Raw genomic sequence first — 23,683 nt, forward strand, 5'->3', positions numbered from 1 at the left:
TTACGAGCAATACAAGATAAAAAAGAAAAAGCAGCGGAATATGATGCCAGCCAGATTCAAGTCTTAGAAGGTCTTGAAGCCGTTCGGATGCGTCCGGGGATGTATATCGGCTCGACCTCATCAGAGGGGCTGCACCACTTGGTCTGGGAAATCGTGGATAACTCGATTGATGAGGCCTTGGCAGGCTTTGCGACGCATATCGAGGTGTTTATTGAGCCTGATAATTCGATTACCGTTGTGGATGACGGTCGTGGTATTCCAGTTGATATCCAAGAAAAAACGGGTCGTCCAGCCGTCGAAACTGTTTTCACCGTGCTTCATGCCGGTGGTAAATTTGGCGGTGGCGGCTATAAAGTTTCAGGCGGTCTGCATGGCGTCGGCTCATCTGTCGTCAATGCCTTGTCAACCCAGCTCGATGTGACCGTTTTCAAACAAGGTCAAAAATATTACCAAGAATACCATCGCGGTGTCGTTGGTGGTGATTTGGCTATGATTGGCGAAACAGATCGTCATGGGACAACGGTTCACTTTACACCAGACCCAACGATTTTCACGGAAACGACTGAATTTGATTTTCAAAAATTAGCCAAACGTGTCCGTGAGTTGGCTTTCTTGAACCGTGGTCTGCGCATTTCAATCACCGATAAACGCCCAGACGAGGCTGAAAGTCTCCACTATCACTATGAGGGTGGGATTCAGTCCTATGTCGAGTATCTCAATGAAGAAAAGCCGGTCTTATTTGAACCCGCCATTTTCACGGAAGGTGAAATGGACGGCATCGCTGTCGAAGTTGCCATGCAGTACACAGGTGGCTACCACTCGATGGTCTTGTCATTTGCCAATAACATCAGTACTCACGAGGGCGGGACGCATGAGCAAGGCTTTAGAACAGCCTTGACGCGCGTGATTAACAACTACGCTAAATCGAACAAACTCCTCAAGGAAAACGAAGAAAATCTGACTGGTGATGATGTACGTGAGGGTTTGACAGCTGTCATTTCGGTTAAACACCCGAATCCACAGTTTGAAGGTCAAACCAAGACAAAACTTGGCAATTCTGAAGTCTCAGGGATTGTCAACAAACTCTTTAGTGAAGAGTTCGGCACTTTCCTTTTGGAAAATCCACAGGTCGCAAGACGCATCGTGGAAAAAGGTATTTTAGCTAGCAAGGCGCGAATCGCAGCCAAACGGGCGCGTGAAGTGACACGGAAAAAATCTGGTCTTGAAATTTCAAACCTACCCGGAAAATTAGCGGACTGTTCATCAAATGATCCAACACAAACTGAAATTTTCATCGTCGAGGGAGACTCGGCCGGTGGTTCAGCTAAGTCTGGTCGAAATCGGGAGTTCCAAGCCATTTTGCCTATCCGTGGTAAAATTCTCAACGTTGAAAAAGCCAGCATGGAAAAAATTCTTGCCAATGAAGAAATTCGCTCCCTTTTCACAGCGATGGGGACAGGATTTGGTGCCGATTTTGATGTCACTAAGGCACGCTATCAAAAATTGGTCATCATGACCGATGCCGATGTCGATGGGGCACATATCAGAACGCTACTTTTGACGCTCTTTTATCGCTACATGCGACCAGTCGTTGAAGCGGGTTATGTCTACATTGCCCAGCCACCGATTTACGGGGTTAAGCTAGGCGATAAGATTACCTATATCCAGCCGGGTGTGAATCAGGAAACGGAATTGCAAGATGCTGTTGTCGAGATGGCAACAGGTAATCGTAAGCCAATCGTTCAACGTTATAAAGGGCTTGGGGAAATGGATGACCATCAACTTTGGGAAACGACCATGGATCCAGACCATCGGACGATGGCGCAAGTCAGCGTCGAAGATGCCGCAGAAGCGGATCAAATCTTTGACATGTTGATGGGCGACCGTGTCGAACCACGTCGTGATTTCATTGAAGCCAATGCGCAATATTCAACGATTGATATTTAATGAGAATGACCTTTTGAGGTCATTTTTTGCTAGGTGAATATCGTGTTAGTTGTTTTGACTAACGAAAAATGGTAAAATAAAGTATGCTAGTTTTCCCACTCATCAATGATACCAGTCGTAAAATCATTCATATTGATATGGATGCCTTTTTTGCGTCAATTGAGGAGCGGGACAATCCAGAATTAAAAGGCAAACCTGTTGTCATCGCTAGAAATCCTTTAGAAACAGGCGGACGTGGTGTCGTCTCAACGGCTAACTATGAAGCGAGAAAATACGGCATTCATTCTGCCATGTCAGCTAAAGAGGCTTACGAACTTTGTCCGCAAGCGATTTTTGTATCCGGTAACTACGCCCATTATCAAGAGGTGTCACGCCAGATGCATGACATTTTTCATCGCTATACGGATGAGGTTGAGGGCATGGCGCTGGATGAGGCTTATCTGGACGTGACGGTCAATAAAATCAATGCCACTAGTGCTGTCAAGATTGCCAAAATGATTCAGCATGATATTTTTACGGAATTGCAGTTGACCAGTTCGGCGGGTGTTTCCTATAACAAATTTCTAGCTAAAATCGCCTCTGATATTGAGAAACCGAGAGGCTTGACCTTGATCCCGCCTGAGGACGCGTTATCTTTTTTAGCCGATTTACCAGTTGAAAAATTTCATGGCGTTGGAGCTAAAACCGCAGAAAAATTGGAAACTTTAGGCATTACCAAAGGAAGCGAGATTCAAAATGCTTCTCCTCAATTTCTAGCGGAAAAATTGGGTGTCTTTGGCTGGCAGCTCTATCTCAAAGCTAATGGCATCCACCAGTCTCCCGTCAAACCGAATCGCATTCGAAAGTCAGTCGGTAAAGAAAAAACTTACGGCAAATTGCTCTACTTGGAGGTTGATATCAAGGCAGAAGTCAGCAAATTATCCCAAAGAGTAGCAACCAGTTTACAAGATAAAAAGTTGAAAGGCCATATTATCGTCATCAAAATTCGCTATGCTGACTTTACGACATTGACCAAGCGCCTGTCTTTGGATGATAAGGTGGATGATGCTGATGCCATTGATCAATGTGCGCAAAAGTTATTAGACGAAACCTTGCGTGACACTGTCGGCATTCGACTTTTAGGTGTGACGGTGACTGGTTTTTGAAGTTAATTAAAAATAAATAAGGTACACAGATAGCCAATCAATAAAAAAGGTAGGAAAGGAATTTCTGCCTTTTTTTGCTTGGGATTTAAAGCGTAATAAAGGAGCCCGCCTAGACTTGCGAGCAATAGACAAAGCGTTAAGTAAAAAAAGTCAATAGAAAAAGAGAGCAAACCTAGATAAAGCCAGTCACCACTGCCCATTTTGAGGTCTAAAATTTCAGTCAGGATTGCGATGATGAGACAGCCAAAAACGCATGGATTGCAAGGCGTCGTGAAACTAAGCAGCAGAAAAAAGACAAGCCAGACCCACAATGGAAAAGCATGGCTTTTAAGGTCAAAGCCAACCATTAACACAGACGCAAGGCAAATCAAACAAACTGTCAGGTCAATTTTTCCCAGCCAAGCGATAACAAACAGTCCGCCACAGAGTAACTCTAAAATGCCATACCAGTAGGGGAGTTTAATCCCACAATAGCGGCATTCGGAGTGGCTAAGCAGCTGTGATAAAATCGGCAGCATATCCCGCCAACGTAATGTTTGCCCACATTGCCCGCAATGAGATCTGGGACTGATGATGGAAGCATCTGGGCAACGGTCAATTACCAAACCAAAGAATGAGCCCCAAACGGTGCCGAGTGTAAAAATTAAAAAAATTGTCATACTTATCTATACGAAAAAAGAACTTAAATATTTGATAATTTATCGCTTTTTTTCTATAATGAAACTGTTGAGGTAAACGCTATCATTTAGGTTGGTGCTTACCTTGAGCAATGTTTCTGGTTTAAGCAACTGGCTGATTAACATTTTTCTAAGAAAAGTAGTTATCAGTCCTATAAGAAAAGTAGTTATCAGTCCTAATGGAGGAGAGAAAATGTCAAGAGAAAAAACAAAAGCAGTGTTAAATCAATCCGTTGCCGATTTATCAAAAGCAGCAGCTTTGGTGCACCAAGTCCATTGGTACCTACGTGGCCCCGGTTTCATGAAATTACATCCTAAAATGGATGAATTGATGGATAGCCTTAACAGCCATTTAGATGAATTATCAGAACGCTTGATTACCATCGGTGGCTCACCAGTTTCGACTTTGAAGGAATTTGATGAGTTGTCAAATATCAAGCTTGAAACAGCGACTTGGGATAAAACGACGGAAGCGCGTTTGACGGAAGTTGTCAAAGCCTATAAATATCTATCAGACCTTTTCCAAGACGGTGTTCATGCGACAGATGAAGAAGATGATGATGTGACAAATGGTCTCTTTGCCGATGCTAAGGGTGACATTGAAAAAACAATTTGGATGTTAGAATCTGAACTTGGTTTAGCACCGGGTTTGTAAGACATGAATGAGTTGACTCGCCATTTGGCGAGTTTTTTTGTGCTTGTTGATATTAAAAAAAAGCGCTATCAATCAGCCAATTCATGTTTGAAAATGTTTTCAAAATATGATAAAATGTGAGAGGATGAAAACTTTATATGATGTTCAGGAATTTTTAAAAAAGCATGGTTATATCAATCTGTTTAGCAATCGACTTGATGCTATTTTTTTCATGGCACAAGAGCTGAAAACTTTATATGATGCCGGCTTAATTCCAGATCAGAACGATTATTTTACCGCAGATTTAATTCTACGGCGAGAACACAGACTTGAAAGTGAGAAAAAGACTTATGACGAAAAAAATCATCGGGATTGACCTTGGCGGGACAACGATTAAATTTGGTATCTTGACAGTAGCTGGTGAAGTTCAGGACAAATGGGCGATTGAAACAAATATTATCGGTAACGGTCAACATATCGTCCCTGATATCATCGCGTCTATCAACCGCCGCTTAGAGCTATACAAACTTGATAAAGCTGATTTTCTAGGCATTGGGATGGGCTCTCCAGGGTCTGTGGATATTGCTAAAAATACAGTTATCGGTGCTTATAATTTAGGTTGGGAAACTTTGCAAGAAGTTGGTGCAGCCATTGAAGCGGGTGTTGGCCTACCATTTGCCATTGATAATGATGCCAATGTGGCAGCACTGGGTGAACGTTGGGTTGGTGCGGGTGAAAATAACCCTGATGTCATCTTCATGACGCTTGGTACGGGTGTTGGCGGCGGTATCATCGCAGCAGGCAACCTGGTGCATGGTGTTGCCGGTGCAGGTGGTGAAATTGGTCACGTGACTGTGGATATCAGCCCAGCTGCTTTTGCCTGTACTTGTGGCAAATCAGGCTGTCTAGAAACGATTGCGTCTGCAACAGGTGTTGTGCGTGTTGCGCGCCAGCTTGCTGAGGAATATGAAGGCGAATCAGCGATTAAAGCAGCGATTGATAACGGTGACACTGTGACATCAAAAGATATCTTTATGGCGGCTGAAGCTGGCGATAAATTTGCAGACTCAGTTGTTGAAAAAGTCAGCCAATATCTTGGTTTGGCGTCAGGCAATTTGGGCAATACGTTGAATCCAGATTCTATCGTCATCGGTGGTGGTGTTTCCGCAGCGGGAGAATTCTTGCGTGCACGGATTGAAAAATACTTCAATCTTTATACGTTCCCACAAGTTAGAAATTCGACTAAAATTAAAATTGCCCAACTCGGCAATGATGCTGGCATTATTGGTGCAGCCAGCCTAGCATTAAAATTCACTGAAACTGAGGCTGTCTAATATGTTGTTATATGTTAATATTTTACTCATTCTGGTTATTATTGGTCTATTTGCCTACCCATTTGTCAATAAATTCAGAATTAAATCTGTCGCTAAAATTGTAGACAATGCGACTTTTGCTGAGCAACTTAATGGGGCACAGTTGATTGACTTGCGGGAAGCAACAGCTTATCGGATTGTCCATATTTTGGGTGCCAGAAATTTACCTTTCTCACAATTTGACCAAAGCATCTCAGCCATTCGTAAGGATAAGGCGGTTCTCTTATATGAGGATGCGAAACCTGTATTTTGCGTTCGTGCAGCGCTCAAGCTCAAAAAAGCGGGCTATACCAACATTGTCATCCTAAAAACTGGGGTCAAGGGTTGGCATGGCAAGACTAAAAAAGGAGCTTGATTTGTCATGGAAACAAGAATACGACGTGCCGAGCGAGTATCAGATGAAACAAATATAAAGCCTAAAAAGAAGCATCGTGGTCTTAAAATCGTTAGCCTGCTTATCTTAGTAATCGTATTGCTTGTTGGTATCGTTGGTGCTAAAGCCTATTTCGATGTCAAAAAAGTATCAAATCAAGCGTATCAAACCATTAAGCGTCAGACATCAGCGAAGTTGCCAAACTTGACGGATAGATCGGCCTTTAGCTTTCTATTTTTAGGCGTCAATGGTAAGACAGCTAATAATATCCTAGTCCTAACGGTCAATCCAAAGCAGAATAAGACAATTGTGATTAGTTTAAACCGGAATATCTATCTGCCGTCAGAAGCAACTACCCTGAAAGAGTTATACGGTACAAAAGGAACAGCTGGGGAAATTGATGCCATACAGACACTCTTAAAAGTTGATATTCCACGATATATGGCTTTTGAAATGAGTGGTCTGGGAGATTTTGTCGAGGCAGTAGGTGGCGTTCAAGTCCAAAATGATACGCACTTTATCTCAAGTGGTTATGAGTTTAAAAATGGTAGCTTACTTTTGCAAAATGCTGCTGAAGTGAAAGCCTTTCTGAGAAAGGTTGGCGATGATGCTGAAAAAGCTGAGGAGGATTTGATTGATCGGGAACAAAGTATCTTGATTGCGATTATTCCTAAGATGAAATCAGCAAATACTGTTTTTCACTATGAAAAATTTGCGAATGCTTTCGGCAAAAATATCAAAACCGACTTTACTTTTGACACGATTAAAACGCTAGGTATAGGTTATAATGGTGTGCTAGGTAACATTATAAAAGAAAACTTGCGACCAATCCCAACGACGATTGATGGTGTTGCGCAAAAAATTCTATCAGAAGCACAAATCACTAAAGCACATGATAGAATTGAAGAAGCTATCAATGAATAAAAAGTTTGAACACAAAAAGTAAATCAAAAAAGTCTCTCCTTTCACGTATGGAAAGGAGAGACTTTTTTGAGGTTGAACAATAAGTTTATCTCAAGACGATAAAATCGGCAACAGGTCGCCCATCTTGACTGGCAAAAATCGTTTGACCATTAAGTGACATTTGTGATGAACCGCCACCATCTAAAACGACAAGATTTTGCAGGTTGAGATTGGCAACGGCTGCCATGGTGCCCTCATATCCCTCGCTGGTATCTGAAATGATAAGATAGATGTTATTATCAGCATCGTTACCGATGTAAGAATGAATCATCCAGTTGACAGAGCCATCATTTGGTAAGACAACGCCATCTTTAATGAGGATACTCCCAAAGCCATAACTTTGCTCGCCACCTTTTTTGAGGATCTCAGTCGCAGGTGTTGTCAGGTCATATCCGTTAGCAGAGCCATTTTTATTGATAACAAAAGCAGCGCTACCATAGGCGGTATTTGACCAGTTTGAGAAAAGTTGACCGTTATTAATCTGGAAACCGACAATCTGACCTGTATTCATATCAAAACCAGACGTGTTCATAATCAATGAATCAGGATATTGTGCCACGATGTCAGACATCATGAAAGTGCCTGGAATTTGTGCAGCTGCTGTTTTCAGAACTTTAGGATTATTGGCGCGGTAAATGGTAACGCCTGGCACGGATAAATCCGTGAATTTCTCAAGTTTTGTTTTGGATTTAACCTGCACCCAGCCAGCTTCACCAGTATCTTCGACCTCAGGTGCGGATGCGATTGAGACAGAAGTTGGTGGGACAATCGCATCAGATGCCGTTGTTTTAATTGGCTTAAGAGCAGAAGAAGCTGTTGGTTTAGGCTTTAGTAGGACATAAGCAACGCTTGACGCTACTAAGAGTAGCAGGACAATGGTAATGATTAAAGGCCATTTTTTCTTATTTTGAGTGGTAGTGGGCTTTTTTTCAGCCGTACGTTTATTAGTATTTTTCATAATGATAAAATAACGATATCGTCTCCTAATTTTGTGCATATCCTGATATGTTAAGCTGGTGAGCTTTCGCATTTAGTATGAGAAGTAACAGCATTAGCTAACAGGCTAGAAATATTAAGTTGAGGCTAGCAATTCAAATCAACGCTAGATGTTAGCCGTCATTATTTCATTATAAAGTGCTTTTAAAGTTAAGTCAAGCGAATACCGACTGAAAACGCTTAATAAAGGCATTCTTGTTGCATTTTGCCAAAAATATGTTATACTTATAAAGTTGAAATAGAATAAAGATTATCTCTAAAAAATGTTGAAGCGGCAGCGTATGACAGTCGCCTTATGATTTTTAGACATAATCTCAAATGATGAGGTATAAATCTTGACTAAATTACGCGAAGACATTCGTAATGTCGCAATCATCGCCCACGTTGACCATGGTAAAACAACACTTGTCGATGAACTTTTGAAACAATCAGACACCTTGAGCGCCCGCGCACATCTTGACGATCGTGCCATGGACTCAAACGATCTTGAAAAAGAACGTGGGATTACGATTCTTGCTAAAAATACAGCGGTTAAATATAAAGATAAACACATCAACATCTTGGACACGCCTGGTCACGCGGACTTCGGTGGCGAAGTGGAACGGATCATGAAAATGGTTGATGGTGTTGTTCTCGTGGTCGATGCTTACGAAGGCACCATGCCACAAACACGTTTCGTGTTGAAAAAAGCCTTGGATCAAGGGTTGACACCGATCGTTGTTGTCAATAAAATCGACAAACCATCAGCACGGCCAGAAGAAGTTGTCGATGAAGTCTTGGAACTTTTGATTGAACTTGGTGCTGACGAAGATCAACTTGAATTCCCTGTTGTTTATGCGTCTGCCATCAACGGGACATCAAGTCTTTCTGACGAACTTGACACACAAGAACACACAATGGAACCATTGTTCGAAACAATTATCGACCATATTCCTGCGCCAGTTGACAACTCTGACGAACCTTTGCAATTCCAAGTCTCATTGCTTGATTACAATGATTTCGTTGGTCGTATCGGTATCGGACGTGTGTTCCGTGGCACGATTAAAGTTGGAGACAGCGTCACGCTTTCGAAACTTGATGGGACGAAACAAAACTTCCGTGTCACTAAATTATTCGGTTTCTTCGGTCTTGACCGGATTGAAATCCAAGAAGCAAAAGCTGGTGATTTGATTGCTGTATCTGGTATGGATGACATCTTTGTTGGGGAAACAGTCACACCGTCTGACCACATCGATCCACTGCCAATTCTGCACATCGATGAACCGACTTTGCAAATGACTTTCCTTGTCAATAACTCACCTTTCGCTGGTCGCGAAGGCAAATGGGTCACATCACGTAAAGTGGAAGAACGCCTGCAATCAGAGTTGCAAACTGACGTGTCACTTCGGATTGATCCAACTGATTCACCTGACCGTTGGATCGTCTCAGGTCGTGGCGAATTGCATTTGTCAATCTTAATCGAAACCATGCGTCGTGAAGGCTATGAACTTCAAGTCTCACGTCCAGAAGTTATCGAACGTGACATCGATGGTGTCCGTTCTGAACCATTTGAACGTGTCCAAATCGACACACCTGAAGAATACCAAGGCTCTATCATCCAAGCGCTTTCTGAGCGTAAAGGGAACATGCTGGATATGGTCAACACTGGTAACGGTCAAGTTCGTTTGATTTTCCTTGTCCCAGCTCGTGGTTTGATTGGTTTCTCTACTGAATTCTTGTCAATGACACGTGGTTACGGGATTATGAACCACACTTTCGACCAATATATGCCAATGATTCATGAACAAATCGGTGGTCGTAGCCGTGGTGCCCTTGTTTCTATCGACACTGGTAAAACAACGACTTATGCCATCATGGGTGTTGAAGAACGTGGAACGATCTTTGTTAATCCGGGAACTGAAGTTTATGAAGGCATGATTATCGGGGAACATTCTCGTGAAAATGACTTGACAGTCAATGTGACAAAAGCGAAACAAATGACCAACGTCCGTTCTGCCAATAAAGACCAAACCAACGTCATCAAAACACCACGTATCTTGACTTTGGAAGAATCAATCGAATTTATGGCTGATGACGAGTACCTCGAAATCACACCGGAATCAATCCGTTTGCGTAAACAAATCTTGAACAAAGCAGAACGCGAAAAAGCCAACAAAAAGAAAAAAGGATAAGCGATTGCTAGATAGAAGAGGGGAATGAGATGTTTTATTTAGTCGTATTAACACTCTTTGTCTTGTGTTATCTCTTTTTGGCACCTGATGATATCAAAAAAAGTTTAAATATTTTTGTTGCGATTATCGGGACAGTCTTAGCTGTGACGATTATCATTTCACTCATTGTCCAAAATAAAACGACCATTTTGCAAGGTATCGTCGTCTTAGCTGGCGTTACGCTAATGATTGAAAGTATTCGTGAAATTAATCAGTTATAAGAAAATCAGTCGAGAGGCTGATTTTTTTGATATAATAAACCTATGAAAGTAAATGAAAAACAAATGCTGGCGTTTGCTGAAACCTTAGGCAAAAAGTTGCAAGCAGGAGATATTATCGTCTTGACCGGTGAATTAGGCGCAGGTAAAACAACCTTTACCAAGGGTCTCGCCCTCGGTTTAGACATTCATCAGATGATAAAAAGCCCGACCTACACCATCGTTCGGGAGTACGAGGGGCGCCTCCCCTTGTATCATATGGATGTCTATCGGATTGGCGATGATCCAGATTCGATTGATTTAGATGATTATTTATTTGGCAATGGTGTCACTGTGATTGAGTGGGGGAATCTTTTAGCGCAAGATTTGCCGACTGAGTATCTGGAGATTATTTTTGACTACCAAGATGATGAACGAGAAGTGACCCTAGTCGCACATGGCAGTCACTATGACAGCTATTTAGCCTAGATTTAAACCTTGTCGCCCTTAAAGGAGCCATATGACTGAAATTATCGTAAGAGAAGCAGCACCGCAAGACGCCAAAAACTTGATTGATTTCCTCAATCAAGTCGGTAAGGAATCACATTTTTTAACCCTCGATGAAGCAGGTATCTTGCTGACGGAAGCCCAAATGTCTGAATACCTCGCACAAATTGCTGAAAAAGATAATAACGCCTATCTGTTAGCCTTAGTGGACAATCAAATTGCTGGTGTTATTAGTTTGACAGCAGATTTTCATGACCGTATTCGCCATATCGGCGATTTATTTATCGCTGTTAGCCAAGATTTCCAGGGCTATGGTATCGGTCATATTTTGATGACGGATATGTTGGACTTTATTCAGGAAGTTGGGGCCATCAAGCGCTTGGAACTTCAAGTTCAGAAACGAAATGACAGAGCCATTCATCTTTATCAAAAACATGGTTTTGAGATGGAATCAACTCGAAAATTCGGTGCAAGAGATGAATTTGGTACCCTCATCGATGTATTAGAAATGGTCAAATTTTTTGATTAAGGTTACAAGTTTGTAACATTTTATACGAATGCAGGTTTGCATCTAGTTTTTCTGGTAAAATGGAATAATGAAAAGAAGTCAGAGAATTAATGAAGAAGCCAAGCATGGCTCTAAAAGAACTAAAAATAGAAAGCTAAAGAAAAACGGCAAGCCAAAGATGAGACTTTGGAAGAAACTATTGCTAAGTTTTTTAGCAGTCATTTTAGTGTTTGCAGGCCTCATCTTTGCTTATGGTACCGTTGTGTTAAATCGGACAGAGAATGCTTTTAAATCAACGTTTTCTGATTTAGGCTTGAGTTCGAGTAAAAAATCAGATGACATCATCAAGGCGACTAAACCTTTGACTATCTTACTGATGGGAGTGGATACTGGTTCTGGTGATCGGACTGATTTGTGGTCAGGTCAGTCGGATACGATGATTGTCATGACAATCAACCCTCAGACCAATACGACGACCATGGTTTCCTTGGAACGGGATATGTTGACGAATATCATCGATAAAGATGGGGATGTTGTCGAGACAGCCAAGCTAAATGCCGCCTATGCGAGTGGTGATGCTGTGTCTGCAGTCTCAACGATTCAGCAACAAATTGGCTTAGATATTGATAAATATGCCCTGATTAACATGAATGGTTTGAAAGACCTTGTGGACGCTGTTGGCGGCATTGAAGTAGATAATCAACTAGGGGCAACGATTTCAATTGAAGAAACGGAGCCTGATTATACCGCAACCATTGCCCCCGGTAAGCAACATATCGATGGCGACCAGGCCTTGGTCTATGCCCGGATGCGCCATCAGGATCCAGAAGGTGATATTGGTCGTCAAGCGCGTCAGCGTGAAGTCATTACGCAAATCATGGGTAAAATTTTAAGCTTGGATTCCATCACCAAGTATGAGAAAATTTTGACCGCCATTTCTGGCAATATGAAAACAGACTTTGCTGTGAATGCTAATTCTTTGAAAAGTTTGCTAGGTTACAAGGATGCTTTCAAAAAAATGCGCTCGATTAAATTGCAAGGTCTAGGTGAAATGATTGATGGGATTTCTTACCAAGTCATGCCAGCTGATAACTTATTGAGTGTTCAAAATGCCTTGCGCTTATCGCTTGGCAAGCCAGTCGAAAAAAGCCTGTCACCTAATATTATTACCTTTGAAAATTATTATGGTGGCTATGCGCCAAGTGTAACATTGCCAACAGTCACAACAACGGTCAATGGCAAAACAACTGAGAAAACCTTGCTGACGGATGGCGAGGAGACTTCCGCAGAAAAAGCCACAGAAGCAAGTACATCTGAGACTACCGCGACATCAGATACGACCTATGATAGTCAAACCTCAGAAACACAATATGATGTTTATGGCAATCCCATTTATTGATAGATGCATTTTAAACAGTATTTGACGAAACTGCTGAATTTTGGTAAAATTTAGTAGTTGTATTTGGTCTCATAGCTCAGCTGGATAGAGCATTCGCCTTCTAAGCGAACGGTCGCAGGTTCGAATCCTGCTGGGATCACTAATTGATAAAGTTTAAAACTTCTTAGATTCTGAGAAGTTTTTTTGTTAGTTTGGGGTATAAATAGAGCTTATAGCCTTATTAAAGGTTTAAGTATATGGCGAACGCTGAAATCTATGCTATCATTAGTCTAAGAGAAAAAAGGAGGCGCTATGCAGTATCTACCCTTAGAAAAATCAGAAGTTTTGCGCTATCTGGGCTATAGGCGCAAACAAGAATTAACGGCGGCTATCTCGGCGCTGGTGGATGAGATGATGCTGGCAGTTCAGGACGTGTCAAATGCCCGATATATTTATCAGGCCTATGATTTTACCCTAGATGAGAGTAAGCAAGCCATTCATTTAACCAATACTGACTTGGTGTTCCAGTCGAAACAGCTTTACAGTCATCTGAAACATGCGAAACAAATCGTTTTGTTAGCAGCCACGCTAGGGATTGAAGTCGAACGTCAAGTCAGGCTTTATGAACTGTCTGAGATGACCAAGGCGCTTGTCTTAGATGCGGCATGTGTGGATTATATTGAAAAAATCTGTGATTTAGCAGAGGTTGATATTGATGCTCAGTTTAAAGATAAAGTACTAAATCGCAGATTTTCGCCAGGTTATGGTGACCTGTCTCTAGACGTTCAGCCTCAATTTTTAAAAACTTTGGAAGCTGATCGACAACTGGGATTAACCTTGACAGAGACCAATTTAATGGTGCCTAGAAAATCAGTCACAGCTATTCTTGGCTTATTTGAGGACGAAAAACTAGCGCGACCTAGACGCAAGCCACCTCAAAATCTGACAGTTGAGATGGTTAGAAATGGCAATTTTAATGTGATGGATACAGCCTTATGATGACGAAAAGATTAACGCGTCTTGCCATATTAACCGCACTTGCCTGTGTGCTTCGGCTTGTTTTTGGTGCTTTTCCAAATGTTAAACCAATTGCAGCCCTGTTTTTTGTCCTTATCTTGGCTTACGGTTTAGCTGACGCCATCATTGTCAGTAGTTTAACGATGGTTGTGACTGGCTTTTTGATGGGATTCTCAGTGATTATTTTGGGACAGATGATCAGCTATGCCTTGATTTTGAGTCTGGGGGCACTCGTCTTTAAATGGATTAAACCGATTTTTCTACGAACGTTAGTGATTTTCGGTTTGACCATGCTGTATGGGGTGCTTATCTCGATTTTTTCTGCTCGACTATTCGGTAGTCCGATCTTACCCTTTTGGCTCAGTGGCTTGACGTTTGACCTGGCACATGCCGTGTCAACGGCACTCTTTTTCCCAATTTTAGTGACCATTTTCAAAAATATTTTAAAACATGATACTGAAAGCGATGCGACGTAATCGCAAACTTCTGTAGAAAATTAGGGATTTATGGTGCTCCTGCGATGACTCGTCGTAGGTGAACTTTCTGCGCTTGCGCAGGTTCAGAAATCATCTATTTTCCTATGGCATTGCAGTTGCTGCTTTAGCAGCGTACGGAAAAGCTAAAGGCAACGTGCCTTAGTGATTTATCACTTAGGCGTTGATAAGAAGTGAGCTTGGAGTTCAAATAAAGGAAGACCTAATATGACGATTTTAACAGCTTTAAAAACGCAAATTTTACTTTTTGACGGGGCAATGGGGACGCAACTTCAAAACAGGGGCTTACCGATTGGTGGCATTCCTGAGCATTTTAATCTGACGCATCCGGAGGTTGTTGCGGCAATTCATCGAGATTATGTAGCGGCAGGGGCGGATGTTATCACGACCAATACCTTTCAGGCGAATACGACGAAAATGACGGCAGATGGGGTGGCAGAGACGATTCGTGCAGCGGTTGCTCTGGCTAAACAAGCTGCGCCAAAATATGTCGCCTATGACATGGGACCGACAGGCCAACTTCTGCAACCTATGGGTACTTTGTCTTTTGAGGCAGCTTATGAGATGTTCAAACATCAGGCAATCATCGCGGAGCAAGCTGGGGCAGATTTAGTTATCATCGAGACGGTAGCCGATTTGTTGGAGGCTAAAATCGCAGTTTTAGCGGTTAAAGAAAATACGAAATTGCCCGTCTTTGTCACCATGACTTATCAGGAAGATGGTCGAACCTTTGTCGGGGTTGACCCGCAAACTGCAACTTTGACCCTGCAAAATCTGGGTGTGGATGTGCTCGGAGTCAACTGTTCACTGGGACCAAAAGAATTAGCACCGATTGTCGATAAAATTTTAGAGTATGCACAAATGCCAGTCATGGTGCAGGCTAATGCGGGTCTACCACAGATGGCAAATGGCGAGACGGTTTACAAAATCACACCTGAAACTTATGTCGCCTATACGCAAAAACTGTTGGCGCAAGGTGTGGCGGTCGTCGGGGGATGTTGTGGGACAACACCAGAATTTATCCGCCAATTACGCTCGCTCATCGATCAAACGGAAAAAGTTTATCCAGAGCCAAAATCAGGCACTTTTATCACTTCAGGACTTAAAACGCTAGAAATTGGTAAGGGCTTGACGCTTATCGGTGAGAGAATCAATCCAACAGGTAAACCGCGCCTGAAAGCAGCCCTGCGTCAAAATAATATCGGCTACCTTATTCAAGAAGCAGTTGCCCAGCGTGATGCTGGCGCTGATATTTTGGATGTCAATGTTGGCCTACCCGAGATTGATGAGGCTCAGATGATGGTTAAAACGATTGTCGAGTTGCAGTCTTTGCTTGACCTGCCCTTACAGATTGATTCGTCAGAAGTGGCAGCGCTTGAAGCTGGTGCGCGTCATTATAATGGTGTTCCTCTGGTTAATTCAGTCAATGGCAAACCGTCTAGTCTGGCTAAGATTTTGCCAATCGTGGCGAAATACGGCGGGGTTGTTCTAGGCCTCTGTCTAGATGAGACAGGCATTCCTGAAACGGCTGAAAAGCGCTATCAAATCGCTGAAAAAATCGTCCATGAAGCTGGGAAATATGGCATTACACCCGACCGTGTGATGATTGATCCCCTGGTCTTGACAGCCTCTGCCCAGCAAGACCAAGTGCTTGTCACATTGGATACCATTCGCCTAGTCAAAGAACGTTTGGGCTGTAAAACGGTTGTCGGCTTGTCCAACATTTCCTTTGGCTTGCCAAATCGTGATTTACTCAATGGCACGTTTCTGGCGCAAGCCTTTGGCGCAGGACTTGATGCGCCGATTATGAACCCTTTGTCAGATGATATGATGCGCGTGGTGCGCTCGCTCAAGGTGTTCACGGGACAAGATAGCAACTCGGCAGAGTATATCGCGAAAGCTCAAAATGCAACAATCGCCGTCACGGCGTCCAATGGGAGTGGCAATCAAGCACCGACTGATGACACCCTAGATTTGAAAGGGATGATTATCAAAGGTCGTAAGGAGTTGACAGCTGATGAAACGAGAAAAATGCTGGAAACACTGACACCGCTTGAAATCGTCAACGCCTATTTTATTCCTGCTTTGGATGTTGTCGGTGCTCAATTTGAAAAAGGCGAGCTATTTTTACCACAGCTCATGCAGTCTGCTGAGGCGACGCAACAAGCACAAGAAGTCTTGAAAGTAGCACTTGCAAAATCAGGTCAACAATCAGCATCTCTAGGCAAACTTTTACTTGCGACGGTCGAAGGGGATATCCATGATATCGGTAAAAATATCGTGAAGATGATTCTGGAAAACTATGGCTATGCTGTCGTTGACCTTGGCAAAGATGTGCCGATTGAGACAGTGGTGGAGACGGTTGTCACGCAAAAGATTAAATTGGTTGGTCTATCAGCCTTGATGACGACAACAGTGCAAAATATGAAAAAAACGATTACTGCCGTTAAAGCTGTTGCACCAGACACTGTCTTTATGGTCGGTGGGGCAGTCCTCAATGAAGAATACCGTGAATTTGTCGGTGCTGACTATTATGCCAAAGATGCCATGGTGAGTGTTGAAATCGCTCAGACATTTTTTAAGTAAGACGGATAATCATCACTGATACCTAGCCAGAGGTGTTTTCTCTTATCTGGCTTAAAAAGCTAGCGATGAAAAGTCGTCTCTTACCATCTACCCCAAAAATGACAAAATATTATGAAATGTAAGCGTTTCATGGTATACTGGATAGGAAATAAAAAAATATTTGGAGGAATTAGGATGAAGTTTAAGAAATTAGGAATGGTGGCTGCTTTGGTCGTCAGCGCAGTTGCATTGACAGCTTGTGGGACGGATAATAAAGCGCAATTTATCAAAGATAATGCTGAATTAGCGAAAGCTTCCACACAAAAGTTTAATTTAAAAATGGATAATTTAAAAGTCATTGCGAGTGGGGATGCAAAATCTTATGTCCCGATTATTAATGGTTATTTATCAAGTGTTGAGTTTTCAGGGAAATCAATGACGGATGGCAAAAATGCTCAGGTCACTATGGACGTCTCCCTTGCAGGACAAGAGATTCCCTTGGAAGTTGTGACAAAAGATACGGATGCTTATGTTAAACTCGAAACGCTAAAACCGGTACTTGATATGTACCTCCAATCTTCTGGTGCTGGTGTTGCTAGCATGGGATTAGATATGACGAAAATCAAAGGGAAATACTTAGATCTTACCGCTATTTCTGAAGAAAATGCGAAAGAGACAGAGGCTGTTTCTTCCCTAGATGTTAAAGATGCTAAAAAAGCCTTGGATAAGGCCTATAATTCTTTAGATAAAACAGATTTTAGCAAAGATGGTTCAGCCATTACGATGACTTTGTCTGGTGATCAACTTGCAAAATTTATCAAAACTTATCTGTCTGCTTTACCTGAAAAATCGAAAGAGTCATTTGATGACCTTCTAAAAGATAAAGATTTTGATAAAGAGTTACCTAAAGTCATTAAGGCATTAAGTATCACAACAGATAGTAAAAATAAAACATCGAATGTTGTCGTGAAATTTACTGGTAAAGAAGTAGAGGGTTATGGTCTTGATGGGCAAATCTCTTATAAAACCACTTATTCTAATGGTAAAGTAACGGTAAAAATCCCCGCTAAAGGCAATCTGATCAAAACTACTGAAGAATTGACAGGACTAATTTCAAATAGTGTTCAAGCTAATTGATAGAAAATGAAACCATCGCTTATCTCTAATAGGCGGTGGTTTTTAGGAATAGGTTCAGTAAAGTAAAATCATTTATGTTAAAATAAAGGTAAGATTGTTATAGATGAAAGGAATGATATGAAATTAACAGCTTTGGGTGTGTGGGGAGGCTATCCTTACAAGGATGCTGGAACGACCGCTTATCTCTTAACCAGTAATTCTGGTTTCAATCTCATGATTGATGCGGGCAGTCGCGCCGTGACAGAGTTAGAGCATGAAATCTCGCCACTCTGTATCGATGCGGTAATTGTCAGCCATTACCATCAAGACCACATCGCAGATTTGGGTGTTTTGCGCCAGTATCGTCAGCTTTGGCCGAAGACAGATCCAGATTGGGATGGCGCCATCCTCAAAATCTATGGGCATAACGAAGATACCCACGAGTTCCAAAATCTCACGCTAGACGGCGTCTCTGAAGGCATTGCTTATGATGTCACTGGTGTTCAGAAAATCGGACCATTCGATATTACCTTTACCAAAACAGTGCATCCAATCATCTGTTACGCCATGCGGATTACAGAGCGTAAAACAGGTCAGACCCTCGTTTTCACGGGCGATACGGGCTGGTTCAATGGTCTAGTTGACTTTTCAAAGGCTGCTGATATGTTACTAGCGGATGTGTACTTTTTCTCAGACAAATCAAACATGCCCAATCATTTGTCAAGCCTAGAAGCCGGACGGATTGCGCGTGAGGCAAAGGTTAAAAAATTAGTCCTGACGCATTTGCCGCAGTTTGGGGATTTGGAACAATTGAGACAAGAAGCAGCAGACGAAGCACAAGGTGTGCCAACGGAGCTTGCGACGCCACATCAGACTTGGGACTTTAATACATTTTGATAGATTTTACACCAGAAGAAAAAGCATATTTCATGCGCCAAGCCTTGATAGAAGCGCAAAAAGCTGCAGATCATGAGGAAGTCCCGATTGGTGCAGTGATTGTTAAGGATGGTGAAATTATTGCACGGTCTTATAATGCACGTGAGCTCCATCAAAAAGCGACACACCACGCTGAAATTTGTGCCATTGATCTGGCAAATGATGTTGTGGGGAATTGGCGCTTGCTTGACTGTGCCTTATTTGTGACGATTGAGCCCTGTGTCATGTGTTCGGGGGCGATTTCGCTTGCTCGTTTGCCACAGGTTTATTTCGGTGCAACCAACCCTAAATTTGGTGGAGCTGTCTCTCTGTACCAAATCTTAGAGGATCCGCGGCTTAATCACCGCCTCCATGTTGAATCAGGCATTTTAGAAGCAGAATGTGCGCAAATGATGCAAAATTTTTTCAAAAATCGCCGCAAAAAATAAATTTTATGCTATAATTGTAAATGAGGCAATAGTAATGCTATGAAGTGGGTCAGGTGCGGAAGCAAGCAGCCCTAAGTAGCGTTCCTATGTGCCTTATTTTTATACCGTGATTTTAATTAAGTCTGTTTACTCAGATTTATGTTGAAGATGAAAGAAGGGCAGCTCATGTATAGTCAAACAACGTACAACTCGCCGGTAGGTCACTTAACTTTGGCTAGTGATGGTGAAAGTCTCATCGGTCTATGGTTAGAAAATCAAAAATATTTTGCTGACAATTTTCCTGAGGAATGGGTGGCGAATGATTGCTTGCCAGTATTTGAGGCAACTAAAAAGTGGTTAGACCGTTACTTTTCAGGTGAGCAACCGTCGGTAACATCTATTCCTTTAGCACCTATTGGTAGCGAGTTTAGACAGACTGTTTGGCGATTGTTACACAAAATTCCTTATGGTCAAGTCATGACCTATGGCGAGCTTGCTGAGAAAATCGCAGCAGAGATGGGTAGAGCAAGCATGTCCAGCCAAGCCGTCGGGGGTGCTGTCGGCCATAATCCGATTTCGATTATCATCCCCTGCCACCGTGTCGTCGGCAGTGATGGCAGTCTGACTGGCTACGCTGGTGGTCTCACGACTAAAGTCAAGTTGCTAACTTTAGAAGCAGTCGATATGACAAATTTGTACATGCCGAAACATGGCATTAGCAGGAATTAACACGACTAACAAAAAAAGAACCCACAGAAAAGCTATTGATTTTCTGTGGGTTTTAAGTCCATAAAACGATTAGTTTTTTAAGATTTAACCAAAAAGTTTAGCGAAAAATCCCTTTTTCTGAGGTGGAAGTGCAGGTGATTCCTTCGGCACCAAATCAGGAAAAACATCAGACAAGCCAATCTTGTCAAGATTAAGCGCATGGTCGGTATGAATGACGATGCCATAGTGATCAGAAGCAGGCTCAGTTAAAATCTGTCCCTCAAAATGATGGTCAGTGGCTAATTTCAGATAATAGCCAGTCAAGTCATCAGGCAATTCACCACAAATTTTAACAAAAATTGGCGGTTCTGCTGTGTCAAAATGATTTAAAATTTGTCCAAATTTGTCTTTGACTTGTGTAGATTTCGCGTCAGTAAAAGTAATCGCAAGAAAAATACGCTCACGAAAAGTGTTCAGGTACAATTTTTGTTCATCGGGATTTAGTCGATATTCACCGCTTGAGGCGCGATCAAGCCTATTTTCTAAATTCGTCATACTGTTATTTTACCACAAATAAACCGGTTTCATTCAAAAACATTTTTTCTATACCACTCATGAGATATTAATGTTATAATACAGTCATGAGTATCTATGAAAAATTAGCGACTTTCAACATCATTGAAACGCCGCGGTTAGTGTTGCGGCCCCTGTCGATGACGGATGCCGAAGATATGTTTGACTACGCGAGTAAACCGGATAATTTGGTTTACGTTTTTCCTGCACATCATAATCTAGCGGAAACACGCTTGACGATTGCGACTTTATTTATGAAAGAGCCCTTGGGAAAATGGGCGATTGAACTCAAGTCAGAGGCTGCTATGATTGGAACGGTTACCTTTGTCAAATTAGATGAAAAAGCAAGAACGGCAGAAATTGGCTATACACTAAACCAAAAATATTGGGGACAAGGCTTAATGACGGAGGCTGTTAGAACGCTTGCAGAAATCAGCTTGACAGAATTTGGTCTATGTCAGTTGGCTATCGTCGTTGATGCAGAAAATATTGGTTCGTGTAAGGTCGCCGAAAAGTCAGGTTTTATTTTACAAGAAAACTATAAAGCGCTCAATCCTTATACCAAAATTTTGAGAAATTTTAAACGTTATACTCGTTTAAGTCAAAAAAGTAAACAAAATTTTTGAGATATTTTTTGTCAACGAAGAAGTGACGGAAAATAGCCAAAAATGTTTGCTTTATTGACTTAAATGTGTACATAGAAAGGTTTATCAGGTAGAACATGAGTAAACATCAAGAATTACTAGACTATATCGATGATTTGGAAATAGGCAAGAAGGTCAGTGTTCGTGGTCTTGCCAATCGGCTCAAGGTCTCTGACGGTACAGCTTATCGGGCGATTAAGGAAGCGCAGGCGCGCGGTCTTGTTTCCATCAATGATCGCTCAGGCACAACGCGAATTGCGACGCAAGAACAGCGCGTGATTGAAACGCTGACCTTTGGCGAGATTGCCAAAATTGCCAGTGCAGAAGTGATGGCGGGTGAAGCAGGGCTAACTCAGGCTTTTAGCAAATTCGCCATTGCTGCCATGACCAAGGAAAATATTCTCAAATACCTCACGCGTGGGGGGCTGGTGATTGTCGGTGACCGCACGGACATTCAAATTCTTGCCCTCCATGAAGGCAATGCGGTGTTGATTACAGGGGGTGTTGAGATTGAGCCGCAAGTGTTAGACTATGCGAACGCTCACGCCATCCCTGTCCTGCGAACAGATTTTGATACCTTTACCGTCGCCAGCCGAATCAACCGTGCGCTGTCTAATGAATTAATCAAAAAAGAAATCGCAACGGTAGCAGATGTCTATCAGAGTCAGGCACCCACGCTTTATGAAGTGTCGACCGTTAAAGACTATCTGGATTTAGTCAAGAAAACTAATGGTTCCAGATTTGCCGTCATCAATCAACATAAGTTAGTCGTTGGTGTTGTGAGTATGCGCGATGTGACGGGCAAGAAAAATAGTACAACGATTGATAAGGTCATGACCCGCAATCCCAAACTGGCTAAGTTTGAGATGACAGTTGCCTCAACCAGTCAAAAGATGATTTTTGATGGTTACGACATGATGCCCGTGGTCAATAGCGATAGTACTTATGCAGGGATTATCAGTAAGTCAGACATGCTTCGGAGTATGCAGGAGTCGTCTGAACAAAGCCAGTTTTCACACACCTTGACGGATGATGTGGCGCGCGCTGTCAAAGAAGTGCAATCCTACTATACTTTTACCGTTGAGCCATTCATGATGAATAATGTCGGTAACATTGCCAATGGGATGATGGCTGAGATTATCAGTAATATTACCGATCGCGTCATGACTAAAACCAAAAATAAAAATATTATCATCGAATCAATGAGCATTTATTTCATGGGTGCTGTCGCCATTGACGATGAGCTGGAAGTTTATCCCAAGATTATCAGCGAGACGAGACTTGGCGCGACGATTGATTTTGAAGTCTATCTGGATTACCAGATTATCAGTAAGAGTTTAGTCACCCTACAAATTAACTAGAAAAAGGAAGCTACAGATATGCATGACATTTTAGATAAAATCAAAGCCTATGATGAGATTGTCATTCATCGGCATAAAAATCCCGATCCAGATGCGCTGGGCAGTCAGCTAGGTTTACGGGATATCTTGCGGACGAATTTTCCAGATAAGACCGTTTCAGCAGTCGGCTTTGATGAGCCTAGCCTAGCTTTTATCGGGAAAATGGATCAGCTCCCAGATGAAACTTTCAAAGGAAAACTCGTCATCGTGACGGATACGGCGAATACACCCCGGATTGACGATGCGCGCTATCAGACAGGGGATTGCTTGATTAAAATCGACCATCACCCCAATGATGATGCCTATGGTGATTTGCTAGCAGTTGATACGACAGCCAGCTCAGCATCAGAAATCATTGCCAATTTTGCCTTTGACAATGACTTGGCACTGTCTGACGAGGCAGCCAGAGTGCTATACGCAGGGATTGTTGGTGATACAGGTCGTTTTCTCTATCCTGCCACGACACCTCAAACGCTCTATACCGCTGCAAAATTAGCAGAGCACGATTTTGATAGAGCAGGTCTCATGCGTGAAATGGACAGCTTTGACATGAAAATTGCGAGACTGCAGGGCTATGTCTATGAACATCTTGAGATTTCACCAGAAGGTGTGGCCCGCATTTTTATCACGCAAGCCTTGATGCAGGCACATGGTATCTCAGATTCAGAAACGTCTGCGATTGTTTCAGCACCAGGGAAAATTAAAGAAATTCAAACCTGGGCCATTTTTGTTGAGCAAACAGACGGACATTTTCGTGTCAGAATGCGCTCGAAAGTCGCACCGATTAATGCCATTGCCAAACAACACGCCGGTGGTGGTCACCCGCTCGCCAGTGGTGCCAATAGTTATTCGGCACAAGAAAACGATGACATTTTTCAAGAATTAAGAAATAATTTAGTTGCTTTTCAGAAATAG

General features: G+C 42.4%; 25 protein-coding genes, 1 tRNA gene and 1 other RNA gene. 24 read left to right on the forward strand and 3 right to left on the reverse strand.

Translation table 11 applies throughout. From position 1 onward, the window contains the following. Window positions 1-9 precede the first annotated feature (9 nt). Both gyrB and dinB read left to right on the forward strand, forming a co-directional pair. Window positions 10-1,947 (forward strand): DNA topoisomerase (ATP-hydrolyzing) subunit B, encoded by a 1,938-nt coding sequence (gene gyrB / locus RsY01_RS04040; RefSeq protein WP_094784664.1) that lies wholly within the window; start codon window positions 10-12, stop codon window positions 1,945-1,947. 83 nt (window positions 1,948-2,030) lie between these two features. Continuing rightward, the gene (dinB, locus tag RsY01_RS04045) at window positions 2,031-3,092 is read left to right on the forward strand and encodes a DNA polymerase IV (RefSeq protein WP_094784283.1); all 1,062 of its coding nucleotides are present in this window, start codon (window positions 2,031-2,033) and stop codon (window positions 3,090-3,092) included. 2 nt (window positions 3,093-3,094) lie between these two features. Here the strand turns inward: dinB and RsY01_RS04050 are convergent, their stop codons facing one another. Continuing rightward, a complete protein-coding gene (locus RsY01_RS04050; protein WP_094784284.1) occupies window positions 3,095-3,751 on the reverse strand; it encodes a prepilin peptidase in 657 nt (218 codons plus the stop codon). A 133-nt stretch (window positions 3,752-3,884) separates the two neighbouring features. Here RsY01_RS04050 and RsY01_RS04055 point away from each other — a divergent pair, with 133 nt between their 5' ends. The 5 genes from RsY01_RS04055 (at window position 3,885) to RsY01_RS04075 (ending at window position 7,073) form a co-directional block, all read left to right on the forward strand. Next, window positions 3,885-4,424 carry a Dps family protein gene (locus RsY01_RS04055; RefSeq protein ID WP_432205769.1) on the forward strand — a complete coding sequence of 180 codons (540 nt, stop codon included), beginning with the start codon at window positions 3,885-3,887 and terminating at the stop codon, window positions 4,422-4,424. A gap of 124 nt (window positions 4,425-4,548) precedes the next feature. Then, entirely contained in the window at window positions 4,549-4,779 is a 231-nt protein-coding gene (locus RsY01_RS04060) for a YqgQ family protein (RefSeq protein ID WP_094784286.1), read from the forward strand. Then, window positions 4,754-5,737: an ROK family glucokinase gene (locus RsY01_RS04065; protein WP_094784287.1), complete on the forward strand. Its 984-nt coding sequence runs from the start codon at window positions 4,754-4,756 to the stop codon at window positions 5,735-5,737. Before RsY01_RS04060 ends, RsY01_RS04065 begins: the two co-directional genes overlap by 26 nt. Before the next feature lies 1 nt (window position 5,738). Continuing rightward, the gene (locus RsY01_RS04070; RefSeq protein WP_094784288.1) at window positions 5,739-6,131 is read left to right on the forward strand and encodes a rhodanese-like domain-containing protein; all 393 of its coding nucleotides are present in this window, start codon (window positions 5,739-5,741) and stop codon (window positions 6,129-6,131) included. Between the two features lie 6 nt (window positions 6,132-6,137). Further along, entirely contained in the window at window positions 6,138-7,073 is a 936-nt protein-coding gene (locus tag RsY01_RS04075) for an LCP family protein (protein ID WP_094784289.1), read from the forward strand. An 85-nt stretch (window positions 7,074-7,158) separates the two neighbouring features. Here the strand turns inward: RsY01_RS04075 and RsY01_RS04080 are convergent, their stop codons facing one another. Then, window positions 7,159-8,070: a phosphodiester glycosidase family protein gene (locus RsY01_RS04080; RefSeq protein ID WP_094784290.1), complete on the reverse strand. Its 912-nt coding sequence runs from the start codon at window positions 8,068-8,070 to the stop codon at window positions 7,159-7,161. A 373-nt stretch (window positions 8,071-8,443) separates the two neighbouring features. Here RsY01_RS04080 and typA point away from each other — a divergent pair, with 373 nt between their 5' ends. The 14 genes from typA (at window position 8,444) to RsY01_RS04150 (ending at window position 20,172) form a co-directional block, all read left to right on the forward strand. Next, the gene (gene typA / locus RsY01_RS04085; RefSeq protein ID WP_094784291.1) at window positions 8,444-10,279 is read left to right on the forward strand and encodes a translational GTPase TypA; all 1,836 of its coding nucleotides are present in this window, start codon (window positions 8,444-8,446) and stop codon (window positions 10,277-10,279) included. Window positions 10,280-10,308: 29 nt separating this feature from the next. Then, window positions 10,309-10,539 carry a DUF3165 family protein gene (locus tag RsY01_RS04090; RefSeq protein WP_094784292.1) on the forward strand — a complete coding sequence of 77 codons (231 nt, stop codon included), beginning with the start codon at window positions 10,309-10,311 and terminating at the stop codon, window positions 10,537-10,539. Between the two features lie 42 nt (window positions 10,540-10,581). Then, window positions 10,582-11,004 carry a tRNA (adenosine(37)-N6)-threonylcarbamoyltransferase complex ATPase subunit type 1 TsaE gene (gene tsaE / locus RsY01_RS04095; protein WP_167373222.1) on the forward strand — a complete coding sequence of 141 codons (423 nt, stop codon included), beginning with the start codon at window positions 10,582-10,584 and terminating at the stop codon, window positions 11,002-11,004. Window positions 11,005-11,035: 31 nt separating this feature from the next. Further along, entirely contained in the window at window positions 11,036-11,551 is a 516-nt protein-coding gene (locus RsY01_RS04100; RefSeq protein ID WP_094784294.1) for a GNAT family N-acetyltransferase, read from the forward strand. A 178-nt stretch (window positions 11,552-11,729) separates the two neighbouring features. Further along, a complete protein-coding gene (locus RsY01_RS04105; RefSeq protein ID WP_238594942.1) occupies window positions 11,730-12,929 on the forward strand; it encodes an LCP family protein in 1,200 nt (399 codons plus the stop codon). A gap of 65 nt (window positions 12,930-12,994) precedes the next feature. Then, window positions 12,995-13,068, forward strand: a tRNA-Arg gene (locus RsY01_RS04110). A gap of 152 nt (window positions 13,069-13,220) precedes the next feature. Beyond that, window positions 13,221-13,907 (forward strand): methionine synthase, encoded by a 687-nt coding sequence (locus RsY01_RS04115; protein WP_094784296.1) that lies wholly within the window; start codon window positions 13,221-13,223, stop codon window positions 13,905-13,907. Continuing rightward, window positions 13,904-14,401 (forward strand): ECF transporter S component, encoded by a 498-nt coding sequence (locus RsY01_RS04120; RefSeq protein ID WP_094784297.1) that lies wholly within the window; start codon window positions 13,904-13,906, stop codon window positions 14,399-14,401. The genes RsY01_RS04115 and RsY01_RS04120 overlap by 4 nt, the downstream gene beginning before the upstream one ends. Before the next feature lie 225 nt (window positions 14,402-14,626). Beyond that, the gene (locus tag RsY01_RS04125) at window positions 14,627-17,005 is read left to right on the forward strand and encodes a homocysteine S-methyltransferase family protein (RefSeq protein ID WP_094784298.1); all 2,379 of its coding nucleotides are present in this window, start codon (window positions 14,627-14,629) and stop codon (window positions 17,003-17,005) included. Window positions 17,006-17,179: 174 nt separating this feature from the next. Next, on the forward strand, window positions 17,180-18,121 hold the full coding sequence (locus RsY01_RS04130) for a hypothetical protein (protein WP_094784299.1): 942 nt from the start codon (window positions 17,180-17,182) through the stop codon (window positions 18,119-18,121). 117 nt (window positions 18,122-18,238) lie between these two features. Then, entirely contained in the window at window positions 18,239-18,997 is a 759-nt protein-coding gene (locus RsY01_RS04135; protein WP_094784300.1) for an MBL fold metallo-hydrolase, read from the forward strand. After that, window positions 18,997-19,464: a tRNA adenosine(34) deaminase TadA gene (gene tadA, locus RsY01_RS04140; RefSeq protein ID WP_094784665.1), complete on the forward strand. Its 468-nt coding sequence runs from the start codon at window positions 18,997-18,999 to the stop codon at window positions 19,462-19,464. The genes RsY01_RS04135 and tadA overlap by 1 nt, the downstream gene beginning before the upstream one ends. 12 nt (window positions 19,465-19,476) lie before the next feature. After that, window positions 19,477-19,574, forward strand: an RNA gene (ffs, locus tag RsY01_RS04145) — signal recognition particle sRNA small type. A gap of 55 nt (window positions 19,575-19,629) precedes the next feature. Continuing rightward, window positions 19,630-20,172 (forward strand): methylated-DNA--[protein]-cysteine S-methyltransferase, encoded by a 543-nt coding sequence (locus RsY01_RS04150; RefSeq protein ID WP_094784301.1) that lies wholly within the window; start codon window positions 19,630-19,632, stop codon window positions 20,170-20,172. 84 nt (window positions 20,173-20,256) lie between these two features. Here RsY01_RS04150 and RsY01_RS04155 read toward each other — a convergent pair whose 3' ends face one another. Next, complete coding sequence (locus RsY01_RS04155; RefSeq protein WP_094784302.1) at window positions 20,257-20,706, reverse strand: DUF1694 domain-containing protein; 450 nt, start codon at window positions 20,704-20,706, stop codon at window positions 20,257-20,259. A gap of 86 nt (window positions 20,707-20,792) precedes the next feature. Between RsY01_RS04155 and RsY01_RS04160 the strand changes: the two genes are divergently transcribed. The 3 genes from RsY01_RS04160 (at window position 20,793) to RsY01_RS04170 (ending at window position 23,683) form a co-directional block, all read left to right on the forward strand. Beyond that, on the forward strand, window positions 20,793-21,350 hold the full coding sequence (locus RsY01_RS04160) for a GNAT family N-acetyltransferase (RefSeq protein WP_094784303.1): 558 nt from the start codon (window positions 20,793-20,795) through the stop codon (window positions 21,348-21,350). Between the two features lie 95 nt (window positions 21,351-21,445). After that, window positions 21,446-22,729, forward strand: a complete 1,284-nt coding sequence (locus RsY01_RS04165; protein ID WP_094784304.1) for a DRTGG domain-containing protein — start codon at window positions 21,446-21,448, stop codon at window positions 22,727-22,729. 18 nt (window positions 22,730-22,747) lie between these two features. Further along, complete coding sequence (locus RsY01_RS04170; RefSeq protein WP_094784305.1) at window positions 22,748-23,683, forward strand: DHH family phosphoesterase; 936 nt, start codon at window positions 22,748-22,750, stop codon at window positions 23,681-23,683.

Origin of the sequence: Pseudolactococcus reticulitermitis (assembly GCF_002260845.1) — a bacterium.
GTDB classification, from domain to species: domain Bacteria; phylum Bacillota; class Bacilli; order Lactobacillales; family Streptococcaceae; genus Pseudolactococcus; species Pseudolactococcus reticulitermitis.